Source organism: Leptolyngbya sp. PL-A3, assembly GCF_039962325.1.
GTDB lineage: Bacteria > Cyanobacteriota > Cyanobacteriia > Elainellales > Elainellaceae > Vacuolonema.
In genome coordinates this window covers 252,836-276,252 of the sequence record NZ_JAMPLB010000002.1, presented here as the reverse complement: position 1 = coordinate 276,252, position 23,417 = coordinate 252,836, and the positions used below count along the sequence as shown (strand labels likewise).

The 23,417-nt window shown below is 52.2% G+C and carries 18 protein-coding genes; 3 read left to right on the top strand and 15 right to left on the bottom strand.

Features of this window, described 5'->3' with window-relative positions:
* Positions 1-59 precede the first annotated feature (59 nt).
* From NDI52_RS02935 to NDI52_RS02915, 5 genes are all read right to left on the bottom strand, one after another.
* Entirely contained in the window at positions 60-836 is a 777-nt protein-coding gene (locus NDI52_RS02935; RefSeq protein WP_190775170.1) for a PspA/IM30 family protein, read from the bottom strand.
* Positions 837-1,162: 326 nt separating this feature from the next.
* Positions 1,163-3,049, bottom strand: a complete 1,887-nt coding sequence (gene ftsH2 / locus NDI52_RS02930) for an ATP-dependent zinc metalloprotease FtsH2 (RefSeq protein ID WP_190775171.1) — start codon at positions 3,047-3,049, stop codon at positions 1,163-1,165.
* A gap of 479 nt (positions 3,050-3,528) precedes the next feature.
* Positions 3,529-4,056, bottom strand: coding sequence for a hypothetical protein (locus NDI52_RS02925; protein ID WP_199307742.1), 528 nt, complete (start codon positions 4,054-4,056; stop codon positions 3,529-3,531).
* Positions 4,057-4,134: 78 nt separating this feature from the next.
* Positions 4,135-5,583, bottom strand: coding sequence for a glutamate--tRNA ligase (gene gltX / locus NDI52_RS02920; protein ID WP_190775172.1), 1,449 nt, complete (start codon positions 5,581-5,583; stop codon positions 4,135-4,137).
* Between the two features lie 206 nt (positions 5,584-5,789).
* Positions 5,790-6,266: a hypothetical protein gene (locus NDI52_RS02915; protein WP_190775173.1), complete on the bottom strand. Its 477-nt coding sequence runs from the start codon at positions 6,264-6,266 to the stop codon at positions 5,790-5,792.
* 228 nt (positions 6,267-6,494) lie between these two features.
* Here NDI52_RS02915 and NDI52_RS02910 point away from each other — a divergent pair, with 228 nt between their 5' ends.
* The 3 genes from NDI52_RS02910 to NDI52_RS02900 all read left to right on the top strand — a co-directional run bounded on the left by NDI52_RS02910 (position 6,495) and on the right by NDI52_RS02900 (position 8,824).
* Complete coding sequence (locus NDI52_RS02910; RefSeq protein ID WP_190775174.1) at positions 6,495-7,208, top strand: ROK family protein; 714 nt, start codon at positions 6,495-6,497, stop codon at positions 7,206-7,208.
* 162 nt (positions 7,209-7,370) lie between these two features.
* Complete coding sequence (locus NDI52_RS02905) at positions 7,371-8,393, top strand: endonuclease/exonuclease/phosphatase family protein (protein WP_190775175.1); 1,023 nt, start codon at positions 7,371-7,373, stop codon at positions 8,391-8,393.
* A 62-nt stretch (positions 8,394-8,455) separates the two neighbouring features.
* On the top strand, positions 8,456-8,824 hold the full coding sequence (locus NDI52_RS02900; protein ID WP_242035727.1) for a VanZ family protein: 369 nt from the start codon (positions 8,456-8,458) through the stop codon (positions 8,822-8,824).
* A gap of 75 nt (positions 8,825-8,899) precedes the next feature.
* Here the strand turns inward: NDI52_RS02900 and NDI52_RS02895 are convergent, their stop codons facing one another.
* The 10 genes from NDI52_RS02895 to NDI52_RS02850 form a co-directional block, all read right to left on the bottom strand.
* Positions 8,900-10,285 (bottom strand): GTP-binding protein, encoded by a 1,386-nt coding sequence (locus NDI52_RS02895; RefSeq protein WP_190775242.1) that lies wholly within the window; start codon positions 10,283-10,285, stop codon positions 8,900-8,902.
* A 369-nt stretch (positions 10,286-10,654) separates the two neighbouring features.
* Positions 10,655-11,926 carry a DUF3747 domain-containing protein gene (locus tag NDI52_RS02890; protein WP_190775177.1) on the bottom strand — a complete coding sequence of 424 codons (1,272 nt, stop codon included), beginning with the start codon at positions 11,924-11,926 and terminating at the stop codon, positions 10,655-10,657.
* Between the two features lie 1,254 nt (positions 11,927-13,180).
* The gene (locus NDI52_RS02885; RefSeq protein WP_190789314.1) at positions 13,181-13,603 is read right to left on the bottom strand and encodes a hypothetical protein; all 423 of its coding nucleotides are present in this window, start codon (positions 13,601-13,603) and stop codon (positions 13,181-13,183) included.
* 448 nt (positions 13,604-14,051) lie between these two features.
* Positions 14,052-14,264, bottom strand: a complete 213-nt coding sequence (locus NDI52_RS02880) for a chlorophyll a/b-binding protein (RefSeq protein ID WP_190775179.1) — start codon at positions 14,262-14,264, stop codon at positions 14,052-14,054.
* A 442-nt stretch (positions 14,265-14,706) separates the two neighbouring features.
* Positions 14,707-15,540: an urease accessory protein UreD gene (locus tag NDI52_RS02875; RefSeq protein ID WP_190775180.1), complete on the bottom strand. Its 834-nt coding sequence runs from the start codon at positions 15,538-15,540 to the stop codon at positions 14,707-14,709.
* 89 nt (positions 15,541-15,629) lie between these two features.
* Positions 15,630-16,451: a tetratricopeptide repeat protein gene (locus tag NDI52_RS02870; RefSeq protein ID WP_190775181.1), complete on the bottom strand. Its 822-nt coding sequence runs from the start codon at positions 16,449-16,451 to the stop codon at positions 15,630-15,632.
* A 374-nt stretch (positions 16,452-16,825) separates the two neighbouring features.
* On the bottom strand, positions 16,826-19,105 hold the full coding sequence (locus NDI52_RS02865) for a TolC family protein (protein ID WP_190775182.1): 2,280 nt from the start codon (positions 19,103-19,105) through the stop codon (positions 16,826-16,828).
* Between the two features lie 135 nt (positions 19,106-19,240).
* Complete coding sequence (locus NDI52_RS02860; RefSeq protein ID WP_190775183.1) at positions 19,241-21,028, bottom strand: M61 family metallopeptidase; 1,788 nt, start codon at positions 21,026-21,028, stop codon at positions 19,241-19,243.
* 139 nt (positions 21,029-21,167) lie between these two features.
* Complete coding sequence (locus tag NDI52_RS02855) at positions 21,168-21,851, bottom strand: Crp/Fnr family transcriptional regulator (protein WP_190775184.1); 684 nt, start codon at positions 21,849-21,851, stop codon at positions 21,168-21,170.
* Between the two features lie 405 nt (positions 21,852-22,256).
* A complete protein-coding gene (locus NDI52_RS02850; RefSeq protein WP_190775185.1) occupies positions 22,257-23,126 on the bottom strand; it encodes an inositol monophosphatase family protein in 870 nt (289 codons plus the stop codon).
* Positions 23,127-23,417 lie beyond the last annotated feature (291 nt).

Here is a 23,417-nt window from a genome sequence, read left to right as displayed (position 1 = left end):
ATACGGGAAGTACGAGTACAACGGACTGCGCGCTTCCTATATTCGGCAAACGGCTCCGATTAAAGCTGGTCTAACTGAGTTTTGAGTTTCTCCAACTCATCGTCTACATCACTGGTAGAAGTAGAGTTACCTGCAGGAGCCGAGGCCGCCGGGAGAGAACCCTGGGCTTCAGAACTGCCACCCAACAGTTGAGCTTTCATGGCGGCCAGCTCGTCATCGACATCGCTACCCGACTCTAATTGAGCAAACTGCGCTTCCAAGGTAGAACCCGCCAGTTCCGCTGCGGCCTGAGAGCGGGCTTCCATCTGCAACACCTTGTCCTCCATCCGCTCGAAGGCTCCCATAGCAGTGCTGGTGCCCATGCGCCCCATGGTGCTCTGGAGTTGCTCGTTGGCTTTTGCCGCACTGGCGCGAGCTTTGAGCATATCCTTTTTGGTCTTGGCCTCAGAAATTTTGCCTTCCAGAGCGATCAGGTTGCGCTTTAAGGTGTCTACCGTAGCACTCTGCTGATCCAGCTGAGTTTTCAGAGACGTTGCCATCTCCGTTTGAGTTTTCCGTCGGGTCAAGGCTTCCCGCGCCAGATTCTCATCGCCTTTCTGGAGGGCCAGTTGGGCGCGCTGCTGCCAGTTATTCGATTCCGTTTGCGCCTGATTGTACTGCTGCTGCATGCGCTTCTGGCTGGCGATCGCACTCGCCACCGCCTGTCGCAGTTGCACCAGGTCTTCCTGCATATCAATCAGGGCCTGTTCCAGAATTTTTTCCGGGTCCTCAGCGGCGCTCACCGCTGCATTCAGGTTGGAGCGGACCACTCGGCTGACACGGTCAAACAATCCCATGATTCTCTCTTCCCATATGTAGTGAATAGGGGTGCGACTGCCTGTGCGGGGAGCCGCCAGATTCTATTGTGGCTGACGAACCCACAACTCATCCAGTCCATTAAGGTGCGGATGTCTTGGCTTTCTATGGACTATTTTAGGGGGTGATTTAAGGGACTAGGGGCGATCGCAGTCAACGTTTAAGGTTTGGCCCTGCAGAACTCTCCACAAGTGAGCACAGAACCTATCCCTAACCGCTGTCGGAACGACCGGAGCTCTAAACCCACTTAATCATCAAAAAAGGCGGCGGGCTAAGCCCACCGCCTTTTTAAGAGCGACGTTCTGAATTACAGCTGAGGTATAAACTGTTCCTTCTCGGGAACATTGGCATACTCAGCTACAATCTGACGAAACTCGTCACCGTCAATGGTTTCCTTCTCGATCAGCAGATCCACAACTCGGTCGATCAGGGCACGGTTCTCGCGCATCAAGCGGCACGCATCGTCATAGCAATGCTCAACGATCGTCCGTACCTGAGCATCAATCCGAGAGGCAATCTCTTCAGAGTACTCGGAACGCGTTGTCCAGTCACGGCCCAGGAAGACCTCACCGCTCTGGCTTTCCAAAGACATGGGACCCAAATCAGACATCCCAAATCGGGTTACCATCTGACGCGCCATGCCTGTAACCTGTTGCAGGTCGTTACCGGCTCCAGTGGTTACTTCGGCATCACCAAAGATCACTTGCTCTGCCGCACGGCCACCCAGGGCACCCGTAATCCGAGCCAGGATTTGAGCGCGCGAGATCAAGCTTTGATCTTCGGAAGGCATAAACCAGGTTAAGCCCTGAGCCTGCCCCCGAGGAATCAGGGTTACTTTCTGAACGGGGTCGTGGTGCTTCAGCAGCGTACCCACCAAAGCGTGTCCAATCTCGTGATAGGCAATCAAGCGCTTGCTCTTACCATCCACCAGAGGTGTGCCTTCCATACCGGCAACAACGCGGTCGATGGAGTCGTTGATTTCTGCCATGCCCGTTTCGTCTTTGCGACGACGAGCGGTCAGAATAGCCGCCTCATTCAGCAGGTTCGCCAGGTCAGCACCGGAGAAACCGGGAGTGCGGCGGGCGATCGACTCTAAAGAAACATCAGAGGACAGCTTCTTATTCCGAGCGTGCACTTGCAGCACTGCCAGACGGCCCTTAACATCGGGTGGATCCACCAGTACTTGACGGTCGAAACGACCGGGACGCAGCAGCGCCGAATCCAAAACGTCAGCCCGGTTGGTCGCCGCAATGATAATGATCCCGGTATTACCCTCGAAACCATCCATCTCGGTGAGCAACTGGTTCAGGGTTTGCTCCCGCTCGTCGTTACCGCCACCGATACCAGCACCCCGCTGACGACCTACGGCGTCAATTTCATCGATAAAGATGATACAGGGAGCGTTCTCTTTAGCCTTGCGGAACAGGTCGCGAACGCGGGACGCACCCACCCCGACGAACATTTCCACAAACTCAGAACCCGAGATGCTGAAGAAGGGAACCCCCGCTTCACCAGCGATCGCCTTCGCCAACAAGGTCTTACCCGTTCCCGGAGGGCCAACCAGCAGCACACCTTTGGGAATCTTGGCACCCACAGCGGTGAACTTCTCAGGCTTCTTCAGGAAGGTCACAACTTCTTGCAGTTCTTCCTTCGCTTCTTCAATACCCGCGACGTCATCGAACATAACCCCCGTCTTCGCCTCCATTTGGAAGCGGGCACGGGACTTACCAAAGTTCATCGCCTGGCCAGGGCCACCCGGCATGTTATTAGAGCGACGGAACAATAGGAACAGGCCCCCAATCAGCATCAGCGGGAACAGCAGGTTGCCCAACCAACCCCAAACCGCTGCATCATTACGGGGAGTGTGAATGTCAAAGCTAATGCCTTCGTTACGGAATCTGGAGATCAGCTCTGGTGCGTTGCCGGGCAGGTCAACCCGTAGACGCTGAACCCGGTTGTCGAGGTCGGGATCAACGGCCTCAACAATGGCCGTCCGCCCACTATCAAACAGATCCACTGTCGTGACCCGACCGGCATCCAAATACTCCAGAAAACGCCCATAGGTCATCCGGGTACTGGCGGTGTTATTCCCGGTCGCCATAGGTGCGCTCGAAAAGGCTCCTTGCCAAAAGAAGAAGCCGATGACCAGAACTGGCAACAGCCAGAGTAGGATTACTCTCCAGGAAATTTTCATATTGCGGTGTCGCCCTTTGATACATCTGAGCCTAGAAGCCTGAAACGGTTGCATATGTTGCGATCGCCCAGGACACTAGCCAGTAAACTTAGATTTTCTTTCCGATCTTTTTTTCCAAGCCTGTGGAAGAACTCCTGAGCAGGCTTACCTAGAGGAACTCAAATTTCTGAGAAACGTTCTTAACTAAATTTAACCTAATTTTGTAAAGGCAGACAACCCGGGAAGTGAGGCCCGATTATCATGGCTCCACTTCAAAAGGAGCCATACCCTTCTGTTAAATCCTTATAGCAAATCTAGTGAAAGACCTGGGGCTAGCTAGAGAGAGATAGCGCTATAAAGGTAAACGGTTGATTTTTGAAAAGCTCCCTTCGTGCGGCTTTTCAAAAATTAACCGTTCTAGTTAGGACTGACACATTTATAGGGCGTGGGGTATGCTTTGCACACCCCACGCCCTATAAATGTGTCAGTCCTGAATCAGGCTAGGGTGCAGTTACAGGAGGAGCAACCGGAACCGTGCGGTTGGCGATGGGATTGCTTTCCGAAATCTGGATGACATAGGGATAGTATCGGTTGACCCGATGGGAACCCACCCAAATCTCATAGGTTCCCGGCAACCACTCGCCAGACATACCAGGATTAAAGTCGAGACTGTAATTATCGTTACACCAGGTGCCTCCTGGCCCTCGCACCACTAGGGTCGTATCCGCCGTGCTCTGCACCTGCAAACTCAGATAGGAAAAGCGGCTCGTCAACTGCATTGTGTGATCGGGCTGCTCATCCACAAATCCTAAACATGCCCCAGTGTCTGTCTCTGATTGGCGTGCCAGTTGCGTAGCCGACACTGGCCCACCACTAATCCCTCGGATGGTCGCGTTAGCAAAGTTTGGACTCAGGCTGACGTTCTCAAAAATGCTACTACCACCCGTAACAACAATTTGCTGAGCCTGGGCAGGCAGAGGAAGAAACAGGGCCAACGCCAGTGGGGTAAACCAGAGAGACTTGGGCATGGATAAAGGGAAGTTAAGTTGTGGGGTTAAGACACCCGGTGTTTTTGAAAACACTGGGTGTCTGGTCTGTGGAGGAGACTAGCCTGCGATCGCCACTGCTTTCTCAAGCCGAACACGATCCTGTTGCTTGGCATGAAGGAGGAGCCAGGACTGCACCAGATCAGGTCCTTGAAGAGCACCTGTGAGAGCCGCCCGGAGAGACTTCATCACCAGGCCTTTCTTAAAGCCATGCTCTTTGACCACCTGCTGCACGATCGCCTGGGCATCGGCCTCCGTCTCTAACGGCGCAGACTCCGACACCGCCAGCACGGCCTTCAGCGCATCGCCAACACCCGCCTGTTGGAGGTGCTGCGTGGCATCCTCGTTAAAGGCCAAATCGGTTTGAAACAGATATTGGGTCATAGGCACCGCTTCATCCAGACGAGCCAGACTGGGGGCGATGACAGCTGTCATCCGTTCCAGCCAGGGGCGATCGCCTACCGCATCAATGCTATGGCCTGCCTCCTGCCAGTAGGGAACTAGCAGATCCGTCAGCTGCTCAACGGGCATAGCATGAAGGTACTGGCTGTTGATCCAGTTCAGCTTGTCCCAATCGAACTTGGCTCCCGCTTTGTTCACCCGCTCAAAGCCGAATTTTTCAGCGGCTTCAGGAAGGGCGAAGAGTTCAGTCATAGGCTCTGGGGGCGACCAACCCAGAAGGGTCATGTAATTGGCGATCGCCTCGGCTGTATAGCCCATGCGTTGGAAATCGGAAATGGACGTGACGCCATCTCGTTTCGACAGCTTGGCCCCCTGCTGATTCAAGATCAGTGGCGTGTGGCCAAAATGGGGCACCGTTGCGCCAAGCGCTTCATACAGCAGAATTTGCTTGGGTGTATTACCAATGTGGTCCTCACCCCGAATGACGTGGGAGATGTTCATATCGATGTCATCGACCACCACTACAAAGTTGTAGAGAGGTTGGCCAACTTCACCGGGGTCAGCGGCGCGGGCAATCACCATGTCTCCTCCCAGATCCCGTCCTTTCCAGGAGACGTTGCCACGCACCAGGTCGTTCCAGGTAATCTCGCGATTGTCATCAATTTTGAAGCGAATCACCGCCTGTCGGCCCTCGGCCTGGTAAGCCGCCTCCTGTTCGGGCGTCAGATTGCGGTGGCGGTTGTTGTAGCGTGGTGCTTCATTACGGGCCTTCTGGGCTTCCCGCATGGCATCCAATTCTTCAGGGGTATCGTAGGCCCGATAGGCTAATCCTTTATCCAGCAAGGTTTGGATCTGCTGACGGTAAAGATCCATCCGTTCTGTTTGATAGAAGGGGCCTTCATCCCAGGTCAAACCCAACCACTTCAGGCCATCGAGGATATTTTCGGTATATTCGGGGCGCGATCGCTCCTGGTCGGTATCCTCAATCCGCAAGATAAATGTGCCGCCCTGGTGGCGAGCAAACAGCCAGTTAAACACAGCAGTACGAGCCGTGCCAATGTGCAACAGGCCCGTCGGACTGGGTGCAATACGAACGCGAACCGACATAAATAAAAATTAATTGAGAGTGCAGCCGCACATCTACCTGCGGAAATTCTCCCGGCAGATCTGCACTCCCCATTGTAAGGGCAAGGGAGCAGGGGGGCGGAGGGGCATGGGAGCAGAGGACAGGGGGCAAGGTAACACTTTTTTGATGAACCAGATGCAAGCAATGACTCCCCTGCTCCCTGACTCTCCCACTTCTTTACCTTGCTCTAACCCCCGATGCTCTGGCTTAACAACCGCGCTGACTCAACGGGACAACGCACCACAACGTTGTGATCATCCACTAAGCGGAGATAGCGCAAGCCGATGTCTTGAACTCGATAGACCTTGCCATCAAACTCGACAGAATCGCCCAGGCTGATGGTAGGAGCATCAGGCATGAAGATGGATTCGGTACGCATTTGGCGCTCAATCAGGTTTTCAACGATCGCCAATTCTTCCTCCAGTTCCTTAAGGCGATCGCGACGATGGATGCGTTCAACCCAGTCGCGGTGGCGGGAGCTACCGGCAACGCCTAACTCCCGCTCGCGTACGGGCAGAGTGGTGTGGGTCAATCGCCAGCATTTGTGATTCAGAAAGTCAGCTTCAATCCGAACATTGGGGGGAGCGATCGGCCCCGAAGAAGCGATAGCGTCAATTTGAGCGCGCAAACGTTGCTGCTCGGCCTGTAAATGGGGACTCATCATAAGGAGAAAAGAGCGACAGTAAAGTACTACAAACTCAACAGCTCTAGCCTGAGATATTCTCTCAGTCCGGTTATTTGCTCAATCGTTATCGAGGCTCCTTATGGGCAACCATACCAATCACAAGACCCTTTCGATAGACTTTTTTAAACCAATGAAACATTCCTCAAGGCTGAGCAAGGGAGACGTTAGTCTCTAGAAAGTTATTTAGATATAGAAAAAGGGCGCAGCATGGCATTAAACACATCAGAGCCGCTCAAAACCCTGGCAGTAGATATTGGCGGCAGCGGCATTAAGGTAATGGTGCTGGATGAAAAGGGCGAACCAATGACGGCACGCGATCGTCTGGATACTCCCGTTCTCCCAACTCCCGAAGCCGTTCTTGACATTATTCTGACCCTGGCAACGGACAAAACCTTCGACCGGGTATCGGTGGGGTTTCCAGGTGTGATTCGAGTTGGTGTCACCGAAACTGCCGCGAATCTTCATCCCAGTTGGATTGGGTTTAATCTTCAGGGTGCGCTCCAGGAAAAGTTAGGAAAGCCGGTGCGCGTTGCAAATGACGCAGATTTGCAGGGGCTGGGTGTAGTGGCAGGCCAGGGGCTAGAACTGGTGATCACCTTGGGGACGGGTTTTGGCTCCGCCCTCTTCATCCAGGGAATTTTAGTACCCAATTTGGAATTGGGGCACCATCCTTTCCGCAAAGGCGAAACCTACGAGCAACAGCTCGGCCGAGCCGCTCTGGAGACGGCGGGAAAGAAAAAGTGGCAGGAGCGCTTGAATAAGGCGATCGCCCAACTTGCCCACACCTTCAACTATGACTATCTATATATTGGAGGCGGCAACGCGAAGGAAATCAAAATGGAGTTACCCCCTCGGGTCAAAATCGTGCCCAATATTGCTGGGCTCTTGGGTGGAATTGCACTGTGGCGAGGTGAAGTATAAAAAGAAACGTCCATCCTGAGACGAAGTAATTTCCGAAGCGGCTAGAGTCGGGCTGCTTGTTGAGGATCGTTGCTACAGACGAAGAGTCTCAAAGCATCGATCTAAGCATTCCTGGCACTGCGGTTGTCGCGCCCCAGTCCAGATTATTTCTTCAGGAGGGTTATGGGACTCCGCTCACCGTTGCTCCGATTGGTTTCGAAAGTAAGGGCGATCGTCTCCGCTATCCCCCTAAACATTCCGCTCATTGGGATCCTGGTTCTTTCGCTAGCGGGGTTCCTGAGTCGTTGGAACTTCGTCTTCGATCTGGTCACGCATTTTCGTGTGCAATACCTGCTTGTTTCTGGGTTGCTGTTTGCCCTTTTTCTCGGGCGGCATCCACGCTGGGGATGGAAGCTCAGTCTGTTTTGTCTGGTCCTAAATCTCAGCCAGGTCGTGCCCTGGTACTTCCCCGTCCCCGTAGCCCACGCTGCCACAGATGGCTCTGCTCTGCGGGTGATGATTAGCAACGTTCAGGCAAAAAACCGTAATTATCAAGCGCTAACCGAGCTGATTCGCAAGGAACAGCCTGATTTACTAATTCTTCTGGAAACCAATCCAGCCTGGTTACAAACTATGGATTCGGTTGCCAGCTTGCTGCCCTATGGATTGAACCAGCGCAACACCCATCCCACGGATGTCGCGATTTACAGCCGCTTTCCTCTCACAGAGGTATCTCTAGGTACCGCATCAGGGGCATCCAAAACCCTCAAATCCGTCCAGGAGGATGTGTTGGTCGCCCAATTTGAGCGCAATGGGGTACTGGGAGTGGCGATCGCCATCCACCCGCCGCCACCCCTCTATTGGAATCTTTTCGCCCGCCGCAATCAAGTGTTGCAGCAGGTATCCCAATACATCCAACACATTCAACAGGAAAAAGCTCCTGGGGCTGATCACATTATTTTGGGAGGCGACTTCAACATTACGATGTGGTCTGCCTTCTACCGTGAATTAATCGCCCACACGGGTCTCAAGAATAGCCGCGATGGGTTTGGCATTCTCCCAACCTGGCCTGCCTTCGCTCCACCATTGTTCATCCCCATCGACCACTGCCTGACCAGCCCCAACATCTCCGTTGTAGATGTCCATACAGGGCCTCGAATCGGGTCTGATCATCTGCCAATTGTGACGGATTTAGCTTATCCCTGAAGTTTTTGTTGCGTGTATTGATGCATGCAACAAAAACTTCAGGAAATCACTCCCTCAACTCCATGACTAAAACCCGCACCCTGCCCTGGATTTCAACCATTATTTTTGCTGCATTATTTGTCGTCATCCTGGTGATGGCCTACACCGGCAATTTGCCAGCCGAGCTTCAAGCCATCCCCAACTATGACAAACCGGGGCACATCATTCTGTATTCAGTAGCAGCCTATCTGGGTCATCGCATCTTGCAAAAACGTCGTATCCGTTTTCTAAGGATGTTAATACCCTTGTGGATTTTGATCTTCGGCACCTTCACTGTGGTGGAAGAAGTCATACAAGGTTTCTCTCCAAACCGCAGCCTCGACGCCCTGGATTTAGTTTGTAGTGGACTGGGAATTGCCCTCGGATATTGGCTCGCCGAGCGAGAAGATTAATCCTGTCATTGTTTGAAGCGTGAATCATGGCCTAGCTTCACCAGGCCATGATTCACGCAGAAAGCCCCATACAGGTCAACGTAGCACCGTTACCTTTTCTTCCAATTCCCGGCGCAGGCGATAGAGAACGGTATCACGATCGACTTGATCCAGAATGTTGTGCAAGACCGTATTCACGCCCTCCGGCCCCCAGGTGCAGCCCTGTTCCAGATAAACCTGGGCAGCTTTACCAACACGGTAGGAACCATAGCCGGCCAGGGTAGCTTGGGCGATCGCCGCACTCCCATAGGCCATTACTCCACTCACGCCATCAAAAAACGACACCGCCGCAGAAGCGCTTTTGCCAACACCCAAAAGCAATCCGCTTCCTACTTCCCCAGCCAGGACACCCCCCGCACTCCACAAAATGCTGTTGAGCAGTTTCCCGGCTTCATGGCGGGTCATAGGCAGCCCATACAGTCGAGCCAAAGCGCGAATCATCACGAGATCGGTGGCAAAGCCACCAAGGATGTCGACGACGGCGATCGGGTTGAGGCCAATGGCGATCGCCTTCCACTGGGCAAATTTCCAGATCAATTCCTCGGCTGCTTCCTGGTTGAGGCGCAAAGCTTTGCGGGCGATTGATTGCTCTGACTCTCGGGCCTGCCGCAGGGCATTGAGGGCCAGTAGCGACTTACCTTCCTGGTTGAGGATTGCCAGGAGCTTTTGCTTCAATTCTGTAATGTTGGGCGGTGGAGCCTCCCACTCATACGTGACGCGGCCATCTTCCCACTCCACGCGCACCTGCATCTGGGCAGGCTCTGCGGCAACTCGCACAATATCTTCAGGGCGAAGCCTGGGACGATTGACATCTCCGCTCGCATCAAATAAGTCTTGTAGCCTCTGATAAATAGCTTGCCGATCCTGATCAGGATACAGATCCGTCTTGTTGAACACGACGATCAACGGCTTATGAGCAGCCTGAAGTTCTGTCAGAGCACGGTACTCCGTCCGAGTCATATCGCCAGCAATGACGAACAAAATTAAATCCGCATCATGGGCCACTTCCAGAGCCATTGCTGCACGAGATTGCCCACCCACTTCATCTAACCCTGGGGTGTCAATTAGTTCGACAGTGACCGGTTCACTCAATTCCAGCGACCAGTAGATCGAGCGAGGAAACTGGGTCACCCCGTGGAGTGGGCCTGTGGGTACTAAACGCTGACCAACCAATGCGTTAACTACCGCTGATTTGCCTCGGCTAACCAGGCCAAAAACGGCAATTCTTACCAGATTGGAGTTCAACTTATCGAGGGCGTAGGAAACCTGGTTCAGATCTGCTTTCATGGCGGCCTGCAACTCCACCGAGCCCTGGCGACGAGGTTGACGCATCGCCGTAGAGTAGCGCTGGAGCAACTGCTTCAGACTCGCCTTAGCTCGTTGATAGTGAATATCTTGCAACCCCAGGGGGATCAATCCCATGTTCGTTGCGGGAGAAGACGGCTCGGGGGACTCGATCGGTGCAGCCAAGGTTAGTGATCCTCAAACGCCATTTTAATTTTCGCGTACCCACCTCAATTTTCACTATGGGGTTTACCGGAGGAAGAGGGTGGCGATCGCCCTATTCGGCATCCTCAAAACTTATAGCGCTGCGCGCTTAGAGACCGGGAGTTGACTTTTGAAAAGCCGTGTCTCGCCTGGCTTTTCAAAAGTCAACGGTTCATGCCCTCAAACAACAATTGGTACTACACAGCATAAAAAAAGGGCATGCCCACATGCCCCAAGTTCCCTAAGAGGAACATTGAAATGTTATCTTCTCGTACGGTATCCGTACGAGAAGGTAATCATTCATTACTGCGGCCGTTGCACACAGGTCATCATTCGCAGAGTTGCCGCTGCTGCATAGTTACGGAGGGCTGAGTCGTTGGGGGCAAAAGATGTACCCCGCTCGTTCAGCGGTGACGCAACGCCACAGAAGGCTGACATTTCAGAAATCTGACTAGCAGCCCAGTGGTTCGCGGTATCGCCGAAGTTGATGGGCTGTTGTGTGGGCGTCAGGACTGCCGAAGACCCACGCAGGGTTCGAGCATAGCCTGCTGCACGGCGCAACACCGAAATCAACTCTGCACGAGTCACAGGGCGATCAGGACGGAAGCTACCATCCTCATAGCCGCTGATCAGGTTGTTGTCACGGGCAAACTGAATCTTAGCCGCACTCCAACGGTCAGAACGCACGTCACTGTAGGGATTACGGGTTGCTCGGGTGGGCACTTGCAGGTTCGTATTAGGAACTCGCACCAGAGCATCGAGCACCATTGAGACCATTTGTTCTCGAGTCAGAGTTCCCTGTGGCCGGAAGGTGTTGTCTTCAAAGCCAGCGATGAAGCCTGTTTGTACAGCCTGTTGAATCTCCGTCGCATAAATATCCCCAGAAATGTCACTGAACCGGACAGGGCCAGGGCTAGGCGAGGGCGATGGGCTGGGAGAAGGCGATGGGCTGGGAGAAGGCGATGGGCTAGGTGAGGGACTCGGCGATGGGCTGGGGTTGGTTACCACACCACCGGGTGGAAGCGTCCCCTCATAGGTCAGATAGACGTGCCCCAAGGCCTGGTCGTTAAAGGTACGGCGGGTAAAGCGCCAGCCAGAGTTGAAATTGAGTTTGGCAAAGTCATTGGTGAGGCCATTGGAACGGGCAATCTCCAACCGCGGCACGCCGCTTTGACGAGGAATCGCTGTCAGTACCAAATCATTCTCACGGGGCAACACACGCAACGTGTAGGCCAGACCCATATCTTCACCGTTGATCCGAATGGAGTAGCCATTGCGATCGGTGCTTCGGCGGCAAATGCCCGTAAAGTCAAAGTTGAGCAGGAGTGGGTTCACAATGACCGGCCCAGCACCACTTTCGCTCCAGCAGGCACGGGAGTCGGTAACCTGTTCAACGACGACCAATTGGCGATCGCTCGTTCCACGGGATGAAAAGGCAATAAAGCGGTTTTGATCCACTTCCTGTTGACCGAAAGACGTGGCGGAAGCAGACGTCTGAATCATGGAGTGGGCGATGGGAAGGGCACCCAGTGCAACGGCGGCCAGGGTAGTTAAGCTACGAAAAATGCGTTTCATAACAACGAGGGGTTCTCTTCTAGCAGGATAGATGACTGCCCTATCGGGCGCTTCTGCCCCTTTAAGGCATTATTGCCTCTTTAGGGCACACGGTAGAGTGTTCACTGACACTTCGCAAAACACTCTGGACAGATTTCTTGCCAGGGTATTTAAGTGACTGCCAAGCTTCATCATCCCCATTTGTTGATATCAACAAAACTACAATAGCGTGGCATCAGGAGTGATGAAGAATTTATTCCCAGGCAAGAGGGATCAGTCAGAATCTAATACGAAGTCTCAGAACCGACGGTATTGGACAGAGCGAACCAAATCGAAAAGTTGGGCAATAAATACTTCGAGTGTGGGGAAATTATGACACCCGAATTTTAGCTAATAGATGATGTGAATTGATTTCATTAATCAGATTCACGTCCTGGATGCAAGCATTACCTGATTGGAGTGAATGGATAATTGACTTGACGAAATGATGGCTTTTTTTGTGCCGCGATCGCTCACATATTTTCCATCAAGCTTCATCTACAAAACGTATCTTTGGGGTTATGTTATTAGGCTACACAGCTTAATAGAGGTAATCCGGGAAGTTTGGTGCAAGATAATTAGCTCTCTATCTTGAAGCGTTAATGTCGAGACTGGTCGTCGAATTAGCAGCAATTTATGCGGATCAAACAAGCAGCAACTCCTTGACAAAATCAAGTGAGGACAGTTCTGAAACTGTACATACACAGCCATGTAATAGCAGGCTCTAAGGGGTAAGTAGATGAGTTAAAAACAGCTTTTAATTGTGCCAATTAGGAAATTGGTTATCGTTTTTGCGATTCACGATTAAATTACCTCAGGAAGCCTTTCGAGAAGCCATTGAAAAGGCTTACTTTCCACACTTTCAATACGGAAATCAACCTTTTCAATAGCTAATAAAGGTTATACACAAAACAACCTGAAATTCTTTTTGTGAGGTAGCAGTGCAGCCATCGCTCCTACAAAAAGAACCACAGGTTATAGAACAACACGCTCACTATTTTCCTCAAGCCCTGGATTCTGCGTACGCGCCGCGCCGTAAAATCCCAGCAATTCTTAGTATGGAATTAAGCCCGAAAACTGCTTGCCGAAGGCAAGCGGTTTTCGGGCTTCAAAGCCAAGATTGCGCGCCCGACGGGCGCGCAATCTTGGCTTTGAAGCTCATAATGATAACTGCTGGTAAAATCCAGGGCTTGAGAAAAATGGCGAAGGTATGGATAGAATATGCGGCTCTCAGGGTTATGAACCGTTGAATAGCTGGTAGATCTGGCGACAAAATGTCTTTAATTTTTCTTTGACAGATTCCTTCGGTTGTACGTTACCCAGAAATTGCCAATCATCAATTGTAGACAGTCGCCACTTCTCACCTTCATAGCTAAACCCGACCGCTTCTACACCAATGACCTGCCGAGTTTCTGTAGTCGGATCCTCAAATAGGCGAATTTGTACCAATATGGAACGGCTTTGAAAGGTAGGACTCCAACCGGGAAAATGAAAGCCGATATCAATAGAGTCAGGATCCACGAGCTTGCGAGTATCAGGATCATTAGCCCAGGGCTTCAAGTCAGCCCGCGCATCGGGGAAGAGCGTTTTGAATAGGTTAACCACCGCTGCAATTTTGGTAGTGGTTTCTAAGCCTTTCGCTTGTTCTGCTGCATTCACACCGATCACTCCAGCCACTTTGGGTCATCATCTACCAGGTATCGGACTTAAAGGGTGATGCCTGACACGTTATGAAAGATTTCTTCCTGTTTCACAGTGTAAAGGACTTTGCTGGAAGGCGACATCTACTTAACTTCAATTCGGGCTTGGCCCAAGTGCCCATTTTGGTGTGCACTCCACGCAACTAAAAAGGGCTTTTTCAAGGGGCGCGCAAGGCGTGTCCCTCGAAAAAGCCCTTAACCATACGGCCATGTAAGGATAAGGTGAATGGGCGTAGATGATTTCCCTTCAAAAAACTCCAGATTTCTGCACCTTTACACGTCCATGCAGAAATCTGGAGTTTGGCTCAACAAACGTTCCTACACTTTGTCAGGGTTTTAGCGCCATCAAAACAGGGGAAAAGCTTGAGAGAACTGTTCCCTCCCCACGATAGAGGAAGCAGCTATGACTAGAGGCTGGTCAACCAACCCACAACGCCATGACCCGTTGTGGCTTCAAGAATCAGGGCAGACACAAAACCAATCATCGCCAGACGACCATTGATCTTTTCTGCATGGGCATTGAAGCCAAACTGCTGGGTTTCATCCACATACATCTTGGGCTCTACGGCGAAATTGTTCATCAGCCCACGCTCTTCAGTCGTATAACCCTTGCTAGTCATAGAAATTTCCTTCTCATGTATTTATGTAAATAACTATAACATACATGTTAAGTTTTATTTCAATTCTGATAGAAGCTTTCTCCTTATTCAGAGGAAGTGATTCACCGTCATAAAACAAACCTAGTTTTAACCTCAGTTCGGAATAAGCTAAAGTGCTCATTTTGGCGTGCGCTTTGCGCACGCCAAAATGAGTGTTTTCGAATGCCGCGCGTTGCGCGGCACTCGAAAACACCCTTAACCCGAACTCAGGTTAGTTTTAAGCCTCTGCAGTGAGCAGATTGCAGCAGTATCTTTGGCACACAGACAGGTTCGTTCAACAAGGCACCCGAAAAATCTTGCAGGCTACTTTATGGGAAGGTAAAACCCTAGAACCCCGGTATTTGACCAAACACCGGGGCTCTAGAAACCAACATCTCCCTCTATTAACTTCTGTTAACTTTTCTCACCAAACTCGGGGATGGCAGGCCGGACGCATCAGCAGCTCCTGTCGGACCTGGTGCCATACCTCAGCAAACCAGCGACGGGCTTCTAGAGTCGAATGTCCTCGATAACGGCAGAGCATTCCTTGCCTCAGACGGGTTACACCCACCTGAGCTAGAGGCACAGGCTGGGGAATGGTCGAACCTGGGAGCAGAGTTTCGGTTGAGGCGCGGCCCTGCCAGAACTGACGGGCCACATCTATTAAGCCCGGCGATAGATCCTGGCCTACAACAGAGAAGCTCCCTACTACCGGGCAGCCTGCCAAACCATGCAGGCTGTCCAACATAGCAGAACCACCCTGAAGCCACTGAGGATCAACCCAAAGAGGACGGCCCTCTTGCCATACCTCTGTACGCGATCGCCATTCCCCACTGGCAAACCGTTCTCCGCGAGCTGTACGCCCGAAACGTGTGATTTCCCACCCTATCCATAGAGCTCCTTCCGCCAGATCAATCCGGTTATGCTGGCGGGAGATCGCTCCATTAAACACAATGGTTTCCTGGGGTAACCATTCTAAACAGGCTCCCGCTGCCACATGGATCCGAGTTGATAGCTGCGACTCCAGACCAGCACTGCGGTAAATTTTTCCGGCGGTAGCTGTGGTCAGTAGCGCATGGGTGTTGGGCTGGAGGTGAATTGTGGAGGAGAGGCGATCGCCTCCCACAATGCCCCCCGCTGTATGCAGAGTCACCACATGACACACGTTCCCTTCTGGGTAGAAGGGGCGTTGAACTTTGAAGGGAGCCTGCACAGAACAGCGGGCCAGGAGCGTGCGTTCTGCTGATGGGGAAAACATCAGCTCCAGATTTCCCTGCCAACTCGAGGTTGGGGCAGAAGCAATAGGATCAAGGTGGGTCGTCAAGGGGAGTAGCCGCGATGCGCAAACTAATACAGCGTTGACATGAGTTTACGCCGATAGGCCATCGTTAAGGCATGGTCATCTCCCAATAACGCGAAAATCGTCAGCATGGTCTTGCGTGCTGCATCCTGACGGTATTTGCGATCGCGTGCCACCAGTTCTAGCCAACTTTGCAACGCTGCTTCGTAATCTTCTGCCAGGGTAAGCTGCACAGCCTTTAGATAGTGCGTATCCAGGTCGCTGGCAGGAGTGAGGGTCTCACTGTCTTGGTGAAGTTGAATGAGCGATCGCAAGGCTTCTACCTTTTGCCCAAATTCGCGATCGTGGGGTGAGACTTCTGCCAGGGCCTTCTGGGCTTCGTCAAACTTTTGGCGACTAATGAGAAACTGAGCCGCTTCCATTGCTAGCCCTTTGTCCTCGGGATATTGCTCAGCCAGGTTGACAAAAAGCTTTTCTACTTCTTCCCACTCACCCGCTGCTTTGGCAACCTGAATCGCCTCTAAACCCGTTTCTCGGGCAGATGTTAAATTCAGATCCACCAGAAACTGACGGAGTTGTGGCTCAGGCAACACGCCCACAAAGCCGTTTTGCATCTGCCCATTTTGCACCACTCGCACATCAGGCACCCCTTCCACCGCAAATGCGTTGGCCAGATCAGGGTTCTCATCAATATCAACTTTCGCGAGTACAAAGTCATACTCCTGCACCAGTTTTTCCAGCATGGGCTTCAGCAACTTGCAGGGGCCACACCACTGGGCATAGAAGTCAACCAGTACAGGTTTTTCAAAGGACTTTTGCAGGACTTCCGCTTCAAAGGTTGCATGATTAACAACAACAGACGTTCCCATGGCACAGTGACTCCATAACGAATGAAATGGATTAGCGGAAATTGGCAAGCGAGACAACATTTCTCGCGGGTTAGCATCCGGAACCTGTAACGCAGGATGCCCGCTAACTTTAGTGTAACGTCAGTTCCGAGGAAGCTTTTGCGGATAGTTCGCATTCGCAAATAGCTTATTTGACCTCAGTTCGAGATGGGTCTAAAAGCCCATTTTGGTGTGTGTAGAGCGCACGCCAAAACGGGCTTTTTCGAGGGACGCAAGAAGCCGCCTCTTGAAAAAGCCCTTAACCGTGGTATGCGAAGCACACGACACACAACAATACGCATCCGTCTTGATGTCATTAAAAAAGCAGGGAACGGTATTCCCTGCTTTATGAGGGGCTAGGGGCGATCGCCCAAATCCCCAGTTGGGTAATTGCTAACCGAACGGCGCAACTGAGCCAGAGATTGGTTGTAACCCAAAATGGCCTCCACCAGGTTAAATTCGGCCTGGGTTAGCTCAGTTTGGGCTCGCAGCACATCACTCTGAGTCCCAACTCCAGCCTGAAAGCGGAGGCGAGCCAACCGCAAAGATTCTGTCGCCCGCTCAACGTTGAGCCGAGCAGTGGCAATGTTGGTTTGATTGGCCTGTAGGTTAAAGTAAGCCTGCTCTACCTGAAACCGGACTGTACTGCGAGCATCAGCAAAGTTTGACTCGGCAATCTGAATGCCAATCTCTTGCTGACGGGCCTGGGCCGTGCCTGCACCCGCATCAAACAAGCGCCAATTGAGCTGCAAACCCAATGTCCAGTCGTCTTCTACTCCCGTTTCATCATTGCTTAAAGCATCTTGCACCTGATACTGAGCAAATGCTGAAACCTGAGGACCGTACTGAGCATTGGCGGCCTGCCGCTGATTTTCACTGAAATCGCGTTGTACAAGCTGTTGCTCAAGCTCAGCGCGGTTGCGGAAAGCCTGGACAATACTCTCCTCCAGGGTCAAGGGCCAGTCGCCATTCACCTCAACGGGGTCGGCAGCCGCCAGGTTAACAGTCTGGGAAATATTCAGCCGCTGAGCCAGTTGGCGTCGAGCAACCTGCTGGTCGCTGAGAGATTGAACGAGTTCTTGCTGTCGGTTGGCAACATCCACTTCCGCCTGCAGTACATCAAATCGAGTACCGACCCCAGCTCGCTCTAGAGCCTGAGCGTCCCGCAGGTTTTGCAGGGCCTGGTTCAGAGCGTCGCGGCGAATTCTCAATTGCTCATCAGCCCGTTGTAAGTCAAAGTAGTCTTGACTCACCTCAAACCGCAGTTGCTCAGTTTGGGCTTCTAACTGGAGTTCCTGAACCCGTAAGTTGTTCTCAGCCGCATCAATTTGGGCACTGCGAAGCCCTGAGGTAAAAATGTCGTAATCAACACGGATGTTACCGCCGAAGATAACATCAACTTCATCGCCAACGGTTTCCGTTTCCCCTGTAAAAACGTTCGTCGTGACTTCTTGTTGTTGCCCTTCTGAAGCCGTCAAACTGCTATTTAAGCTGACATTAGGAAAGAGGGCTGCCCGTTGTTCTTCTAACTCAGCTCGACGCTGGTTCAATTGCAACCGAACGGTTTCTAGCTCAGGGTTGTTGCGCTCAGCCAGGGCGACCGCTTGCTGCAAGGTAAGAGGCTGAATTCCCTCCAGCTCCACCTCTTCAGGGCGAGTCGGAAAATACAGAGGGTTGGGGTTGGGCTCCAGGTAGTCGGGAAACTCCACTTCCTCGCCGAGAGGATACTGCTCAAGATTCTCTACGAAGGATTCCACTTCAGGCAGAAAGTCTGTTGAGGTAGACGGCCGATCAGAGGTAGGGAGTGGGACATCAGTTACCCCAGTCGTGGGAGTCGTGGGTTGTGGAACGTCAGTCACTCCTGTTGTGGGAGTTGTAGGCTGTGGAACATCAGTTACCCCAGTCGTGGGAGTTATGGGCTGTTGCTGACTAACTTCAACAGGATTTTGGGTTTCTGGGGGAGCGATCGCTTCGGTAATCGGGATCGGCATCACGGCATCCTCGGTTGCTGGAGAGGGTGCATTCGCAAAAACATTTTCTAGAGCCGAAAAGGTTTTGTCTGTTGCAACCGCAGTATCCGTCTCAGATGCCTCACCAACAGCCGGGGCTTCGGGAGGCGCACCCTGCGCCGATTCGTCTGTTCGCTCTCCACCCGCTACAACGGCAGTATCAACCTCATCCATAGCAGGTTCTGCCGCAGGTTCGATATCCCTTGCACTGAGGGTATCGGCTTCATTGTCAGCAGCCTCATCCATTTGCGAATCCGATGCTGCTTCAGCTGGTGCAATGGAGGTATCAGATGAAGACGCTTCAGCCACAGAAGGGCTTTCGGCAACCTCATCCATTGCAGATTCTGTCGCATCCTGACGAGTTGATGTCTCCTCAGGAAACAGCAAAGCTCGAATTTGGGTCACAGATTCTTCAGAACCGGGTATTGGGGTAGAAACCAGATTAGTCAAATGTGAGTAAGGAGAAGGCTCACCAGTTTCTTGCGTCTGCACCGGAGTTGTCACGGTAGCAGCGATCGCATTGCCAGGTTCAAACTTAGAGTCGAGGGGAGTTGCACTGGCGACCGTGGGGCTCAAGCTCAGAAGCAAGCCAATTCCAACGGTAGCAAAAGCATCGGAAGCTTCCATAAGCACGGGCAGACGGGGGTAATGGTCAGGAAATGCTAAAAGTCGGGAACAACCTCATGCAGAATAGCCGGTAACGGTAACCGGGTAAATGCCCCAGGTGGATGATTCCATCCGAAGAGTGATGCATCTAGAAAGCTATGCTAAATCTGAAGTTGCGATGCTGAGCCAGCCTTTCAGGTTGGCTTGCTGAATTGGCGTGGGTTGCTCCACGGGAACAATGTGATAATTCATTGGCCGGGGCGGAGCCAGATGCAAAACGCCTACCCGCAATACATCCTGATGGAAAAAAGTCACTTCGACCGTATCACCCGGTTGGTAATCTTGCAAGCGATCGCTCAATTGTTCCGCCGTCACTCGCAACCCGTCCAGCGCTAACAATTCATCCCCAGCATCAAGCCCGGCACGCTGGGCAGGAGAGCCGTACTCGACAAACTTAATCACGTCCCGGCCATGCTCTGAGCGCACCTGCATCCCTGTAAATGGCGCGGCGTGAGAGACATCATCCGGCTTCAAGCGCAACCCGAAAGGCTCCAGATAGGTATCAAAAGGCAGTTCTTCCGTGGTATGCAGGTAACGCTGAAAGAAATCGTTTAAGTCAGCCCCTGCTACCCCAGCGATGATGGCCTCCAGTTGCTCCGGCAGGAAGCCAATCTCGTCCTGACCGAATTGGTGCCACATCTGGCGGAGTACATCATCGAGCGATCGCGCATTTCCGTGCCGGGCCCGAATCAGAAGATCCAGCAGCAACGACACCATCTCCCCTTTCAAGTAATAGGAGATCTGAGAGTTGTCGCTGTTGGCATCCCGCCGATACAACTTGATCCAAGCATCAAAGCTAGATTCCCCTAAGGGCTGCACCCGCCGCCCTGGAGTGGTCAAAAATCGCGTGATCTCCCGGCTCATTTCCCGTAGAAAATGGCGCGCATCATAAATTCCTGCACGAAGCGGAATCAGGAGGTCGTAGTAACTGGTCGTCCCTTCACTGAACCAAAGGGAGGGGGTGTAGCACTCGCCGTCGTAGTTAAAGACTTCCAGGGCTTTGGGACGAATTCGCTTCACATTCCACAGGTGGAAAAACTCGTGGGCGACCAGTTGCATAAAGCGGCTGTATTTCTCAGCAGAGCGGAAGACAAAACGCGAGTAATTGAGGGTGCAACTGTCCTTATGCTCCAGGCCGCCATACCCCTGATTGGAAAGGTGAAGCAGGAATAGGTACTGGGAGTAGGGTAACCCACCAAACAGTTCCGCCTCTGTTTCCACAACCTTGCGCGTGTCCCGCAACAAGGCTTCAGAATCTAAATTGTTCTGTCCCCAAACGACAAACTGGTGAGGTTTTCCCAGTACATCAAAGCTGTAGGTCGTATGCTCCCCAATTTCAACCGGACAGTCAACCAATGTGTCGAAGTCGGGAGCCTCGAAGGTATTGGGTTGACCTGGAACGGGCGGCAGTGTTGTCGCAATCTTCCAGGTGGCGTGGGGCGGCACCAGGGTCAACCGCAACGGCGTCTTCTCATGATTGGGAATGTAGAAGAAAGTAGCCGCGCCATTGAAGTATCCGTGCGTGCCATCTAAATGATTCGTGCGAACGGTTAACTCATTGGCAAAGAGCCGGTAAGAAATTGTAATTTCGTCCGTCCCATTGGTATCAATGCGCCAGTGGTTTTTGCTGACCTTCGACCAGGGCAAGGGCTTCTGCTGGGCCGTAGCCGCAAAATCTTGCACATGGCGGGCGTACTCGCGCACTAAGTACGACCCCGGCGTCCAAACCGGCATCTTCAAGTCGAGAACAGGCGATCGCCATCCCCGCACTTCTAACGTAATTTCAAACAGATGGGATTCAGGCTGCGACATTGCGACCCGATAGTGCAGGCCTACGGAGGAATGTCGGGCAGTGAGTGGAGCGGTCTCAATGGCTTCAGTCATCAGGCAGTCGCAAACGTCAGCAATCACGCGCAGAGTCGCACAGTGCCCGAATTATAGCGAACTTCATAAAAGAAGGCAGAAGGGAAGAGATTCTACATTCTCTTCCCTTCTGCCTTCTGCCTCTTGTTTTCTGTCTTAACTAAATTCGGCCAGCCAGGTGCGAAAGCTGGCGCATATTCGCAATATCAATGATCTGATTGCCAGGGTCAATATGAATCCAACCCTTGCTATCCAGCTTTTCCATAATTTTGGTCGCTTCATCAATGGAAATGTCGGCAATATCAGCCAAATCACGCATGGGAATGTTGAAGATCTGCAACCCCTGGCTGGTGCGCTGCCCGTAGGTTTCAGCAACGGCAACCAAAATGTTAGCAAGCTTGATAGCTGGCGGTTGATGACGAAGTTGAAAGCGGAAATTGGTCATCCGAAGCCGCCGTACCATCAATTGCAACATGCGGTGATGCAATTGTGAGTCTTTGAAGAGAGTCTGAATGAAGCGCTGGGCAGAAATACTAAGCAGTTTTACGGAAGAGAGAGCGACCACATCCGTTGAACGGGGAGACTCATCCAGGATGGCCATTTCACCAAAGAAGTCACCTTTACCAAGGATTGCTAGGGTAACAAAATCTTCACCAACATGGCGACGCACCTTCACCCAACCTGATTGGATGAAGTACACAGCATTGCCCCAGGCATCTTCCATCAAAACGGCTCGATCTGCAGGGTACTCGTGCTCAACCGCAATGGACATCAGCCATTCGAGGGTCTCAGGGCTGGCGGAGTGGAATAACGGAAAAATCTCACTAAAAGCTATGGTCTGCATGAAAGGTAATGCTGAATAAACACAAACAGACGAGTCAAGAGGCTTGCGTCAAAACCGGGCACAACAAAACCTATTCCTTACGGGCAAAGGCTTACAGAGGCGAACCCTGGCGTTCCCGATACCACAAGTGAGACAAAATCGGAGGTACATTGGCAGATAGCCCACCCTATCTATCGTACCCACCGCTCCAGCAAAGATTCAAATAATAAGAAATCTGAACCGCACAGAGCGGAACCATACTCATTCTTACCTTATTAGAACCTGTTTCGGCTGAAACGATTCCAGAAATTATAGCCGGAGAAACATAAACGGCCCGGGCAGTGTTCTAGACATACATTATGAATGGGGTGTAGTGAAAGGGGCACAAAGTACGCTTTTTACTACATCCCATTCTCTTATTTGATTCTAAGATTCTGACGCATGAAGAACGGTCTGGGCTGCTTTTTGCAGGGGCGATCGCCATCGTTCCACAGCTTCTGGACTGCCGACCAGGATAGTCTGTTGATGGGTCAGGGTTTCGGAATCTACAGCATCAGGAGTGAACCGCAACGGTTCCCCGTTCAGGTCGCAGCATACCAACCCGGCAGCGTGAGCCAATGCAATAGGGCCCGTGGTATCCCACAGTTTGACCCGTCGGTTGAGGTAGACATAAAGTGCCGCTCGTCCCAGGATCACCTCCATGACCTTCAGACCAAAGCTTCCAAGGGTATTGAATTGAGCCTCGGGAATGTGCTGGGTAATGGCCTCCCCATAGCGCCGTAAATCTTTAGTACCAATCAAAATGGGGCAGTGGTCCTGCCATTCGGGGAACTGTGGCTGAATGGGCGTTGCAGGAGCATCGCCTTGAGCCTGGTAAAGACCAAGCCCGACTCCACCAAAATAGAGTTGTTGAAATACAGGAGCATAAACCCAACCCGCGATCGCTCGCGCCTGCTCCAGCAATCCCACCATCAACGCGTAGTGGGGCTCTCCTTTAATAAAGTCTTCTGTGCCATCCAGGGGGTCGATCAACCACAAGCGGGATGGAGCATCCGGGGCCAGAAATAGGGAACGAGATGAAGCATTTTCTTCAGAAATCAGCCCGTCTGAGGGAAAGAGTGTCCGTAATTCCTGAACCAGTTCTACATCCAGAGCGTGATCGACATCGGTGACGTAGTCTTGCACACCTTTCTCGTAGACCTGAAAATCCTTAGCCGCCATATCGACGGCTAATTGCCCACAGCGCTGCAACAGGAAGCGCATCCGATCCAATTGCGCCGAAGAAAACGAAGTCATGGTGGGAAGTTGGAAGGAATGGGCGATCGCTCTCCACTATCCCATAAATTCTGAATTCAAATGTGGCCAGTTAAATCCCCCTAGAGTTGATTTTGTGTGCAGTTCATGCACAAGTCCACATTGCTAACTAACGCAACAAAGGGTGCGTCCTACTCTTGCAAGTTTGGAAACCCACGTTTGTAGGTGAAGCGGGCGAAGCCCGTTTCACCTACAAACGTGGGACGCACCTCGCAACAAAGGCCCCAAAAACCTGGCTTCACTGACTCAAATACACCTGAGTCAGCAAGATCA